The organism is Massilia sp. CT11-108, assembly GCF_047302915.1.
Lineage (GTDB): Bacteria > Pseudomonadota > Gammaproteobacteria > Burkholderiales > Burkholderiaceae_D > Telluria > Telluria orientalis.
Genome location: NZ_JBKYMO010000665.1, coordinates 1 through 2543 on the forward strand (window position 1 = coordinate 1; position 2543 = coordinate 2543).

The following is a 2543-nucleotide window of genomic DNA, read 5'->3' on the forward strand; positions in this document are numbered from 1 at the left end:
AGCGTCCGCATGCACGTCGACAATATCTTTCAGAAGCTGGAATCGGGCTCACGCCCCGCAGCCACGTTGAAGGCGCTGGCGCGCGGGCTGATCTGAGACTCGTGAACACCGGGGTCAGAGCCCGATTTTGAGCAATTTCCAAATTTCGGGCTCTGACCCCGGTTTGCGGCAACGTCAGTCAGTGTGCAGCTGCGTCGTCGCAGCGCTCATCTTGCCTTCGCATACCATCGGAATGATGCGCAGGCTTTTATCGATGGCTTCCTCGATCAGGGTCTGCTCTTCGCGGCGCGGGCGATGCAGCACGAAGTCGGCCACGGCCTGCTGCAAATTCAGCGTGCGCGGATGGCCGATGCCCAGGCGGAGGCGCCAGTAATCCTGGGTGCCGAGCGCGGCCGTGATGTCCTTCAGGCCGTTGTGGCCGCCCGAGGAACCACCGCGCTTGAGCTTGGCGGCGCCCGGTGGCAGGTCGAGTTCGTCGTGCACGACGAGGATCTCTTCCGGTCCGATCTTGAAGAAGCGTGCCAGGCCGCCGACGGACTGGCCGGAGCGGTTCATGAAGGTCAGCGGCTCGAGCAGCCAGACGTCCTTGCCCGAGATCGATGTCTTGGCGACCATGGCGTTGAAGCGCGATTCGCGCTGCAGGTGGCAGCCGGGCAATGAGTTGGCGAGGTTGTCGACGAGCCAGAAGCCGGCGTTGTGACGGGTTTGTTCGTATTCCGGGCCGGGGTTGCCGAGGCCGACGATCAGGCGAATGTGCATAAAACGTGAAAATCGAGCGTAAAGCTCGATTATCACGTAAAACGCGGCTGGCGCGGCCGCGTGAACGATCATTGAGCGCTTATTTGCTCGCGGCGACAGCGTCCAGGATCACCTTGGCGACGTCCGCCGGACGCGACTGCTGCGGCACGTGGCTGGTCGGCAGCTCAGTCGTCTTCGCGCCGATGGCCTTCGCGAAGCGGCGCTCCAGGTCCGGCTGGATCATGCGGTCGTTCTTGCTGACGATGTACCAGCTCGGGTGGTTTTTCCACGCAGCGACCGTCGTCTTCTCGCCGAACGCTTTCACTGCGATCGGGCCCTGGGTGGCGGCCATCACGGCGGCGTGATCAGCGGGCACGTCCTGGGCGAAATTCTCTTTCAGCACGGCCGGCGACAGGCTGGCGAAGCCGAACTTGTCGACCGTCAGCTTGGTGATGCCCGGCGCAGGCGGCAAGTCCTTGCCGAGGTCGCTGGTAGCCTGGCCGGCGTCCGGTGCGAACGCGGCAACGTAGACGAGGCTCGCGACCTTGTCGCCCGCGCCCGCTTCCGTGATCACGGTACCGCCCCACGAGTGGCCGACGAGCACGACCTTGCCCGGCTGGTTGTCGATCGCGCGTTTGGTGGCGGCGACGTCGTCGGCCAGCGACGTCAGGCTGTTCTGCACGGCCGTGACCTTGACGCCCTTGGCCTGCAGCAGCGGGATCACTTTGGCCCAGTCGGAGCCGTCGGCGAATGCGCCGTGGACGATGACGACGGACGGTTGCTCGGCGGCGGTGGCGGCGTGGGCGAAACCGGTGCCGGCGGAGGCGATGGCGGCAGCGGCGGCGACGCTGCGGAGGACGGTGGTGATCGATGCTTTCATGATGGCTCCCTTAGTTGGTCAGTAGGTGGTTCGTGGTTGGGGTGTCGATGGAAGCCAGTGTAGAGAGACGGACCGAACCGCGGTATCGGTCGATCGACCGACCCCGACCTTGCCGCCGCACGTCATCGTCGTTACAGTACCGGGATGCAAATCGACAACACCGTCTCCGTCGAAGACGCCGTCCAGGCCCTGGCCCTTGTCGGCGACCTGTCCATGGGCCAGCCGACCGATGGCTCCATCCGCGCGGCACGACTCGCGGCGCGCCTCGCGCAGGCCGACGGCGCTACGCTTGACACCTGCTGCCATGCGCGGCTCGTCGCCCTGCTGCGCTGGTCCGGCTGCACGGCGAACGCGTCCGGCTTCGCGACCCTGCTCGGCGACGACGTCGGGGGCCGCGACGCCATGCTCACGCAGACGCTGCCCGCGGACAATCCGCTGACGGTCCAGAGCGTGACGCCGCTGGCACGCATCCACTGCGAGGTGTCGGGCGACATCGCCGGCCTGCTGGGTCTGCCGGCGGAAGTCGAGGCGGGGCTGCGTCACGTCTGGGAGCATTACGATGGCAATGGCCTGCCGGAACGGTTGCGCGGATCGGCCATTCCGACCGTCGTCTTCTACACGAGCCTGGCCGGCGACCTCGAGATCCTCGCGCGCACGCATGGCCTGCCCGAGGCGCTGCAGATGATCGCCCGGATGGCCGGCCGCAAGTACCCGGCGCCGCTCGCGCGCCTGCTTGCCGGGCACGCGCAGGCGTGGCTGGACGAACTGGACACGCCGGCGCCGGCGGCCGTCGACCCGCTGCTGGCGCGGCACGTGCCGCTGTCCATCGTGGCCGACATGATGGAGTTGAAGCTGCCGTGGCTCGCGGGTTACTCGCGCCGCGTGGCCGAGCTGGTGGAAGCGGCCGCCGCGCGCGCGGGCCGGT

2 protein-coding genes and 1 pseudogene are annotated in these 2543 nt (G+C 67.2%); 1 reads left to right on the forward strand and 2 read right to left on the reverse strand.

What is annotated here, in order from left to right; translation table 11 throughout:
* Positions 1 to 174: 174 nt before the first annotated feature.
* Positions 175 to 759 carry an aminoacyl-tRNA hydrolase gene (gene pth / locus ACEN88_RS29115; protein WP_413345311.1) on the reverse strand — a complete coding sequence of 195 codons (585 nt, stop codon included), beginning with the start codon at positions 757 to 759 and terminating at the stop codon, positions 175 to 177.
* 79 nt (positions 760 to 838) lie between these two features.
* Positions 839 to 1618, reverse strand: coding sequence for an alpha/beta fold hydrolase (locus ACEN88_RS29120; RefSeq protein ID WP_413345313.1), 780 nt, complete (start codon positions 1616 to 1618; stop codon positions 839 to 841).
* Between the two features lie 144 nt (positions 1619 to 1762).
* Between ACEN88_RS29120 and ACEN88_RS29125 the strand changes: the two are divergent.
* A pseudogene (locus ACEN88_RS29125) lies at positions 1763 to 2543 on the forward strand (phosphohydrolase); the annotation flags it as partial.

What these genes read in the sequence shown, in the direction of transcription:
- pth (WP_413345311.1), bottom strand. Translation starts at nt 759, where the DNA reads ATGCACATTCGCCTGATCGTCGGCCTCGGCAACCCCGGCCCGGAATAC.
- ACEN88_RS29120 (WP_413345313.1), bottom strand. Translation starts at nt 1,618, where the DNA reads ATGAAAGCATCGATCACCACCGTCCTCCGCAGCGTCGCCGCCGCTGCC.